This is a genomic window from Colwellia sp. BRX10-9, assembly GCF_014077405.1.
Lineage (GTDB): Bacteria > Pseudomonadota > Gammaproteobacteria > Enterobacterales > Alteromonadaceae > Colwellia_A.
The window spans coordinates 1-386 of record NZ_JACGVV010000119.1; the positions used below are offsets into that span (position 1 = coordinate 1).

A 386-nucleotide genomic window follows, 5' to 3' on the forward strand; every position below is an offset into this window, starting at 1 on the left:
GCTCGACAAGCCAATAAAGAAGATAAATGCACGGGGCACTTTTGGGAAGGACGCTTTAAATCTCAAGCCCTGCTCGATGAAGGGGCATTACTTGCTTGTATGGCTTATGTAGATTTAAATCCAGTACGTGCAGGCATTGCTCCAACACCTGAGCAATCGAGTTTTACCAGTATTCAACTGCGTATCAAAGCAGCCATTATCGGAGAGCAACCGACAACGTTATTACCTTTTACGGGCAATGAACATCAAGAGAAAACCTCCGGTATCCGCTTTAGCTTGAAGGACTATTTAACCCTTGTAGATGAAACAGGTCGCGTAATAAGAGCAGACAAACGAGGCGCTATCGATAACAAAACCGCAAATATACTGTCAAGACTTCACATCAG

Annotated in this window: 1 protein-coding gene; it reads left to right on the forward strand. The window is 44.0% G+C overall.

Annotation, left to right across the window (positions count from 1 at the left end; all coding sequences use genetic code 11):
- Positions 1–386, forward strand: a 386-nt coding sequence (locus tag H4J69_RS19705; RefSeq protein ID WP_404842825.1) for a transposase, incomplete at both ends; no start/stop codon positions are given.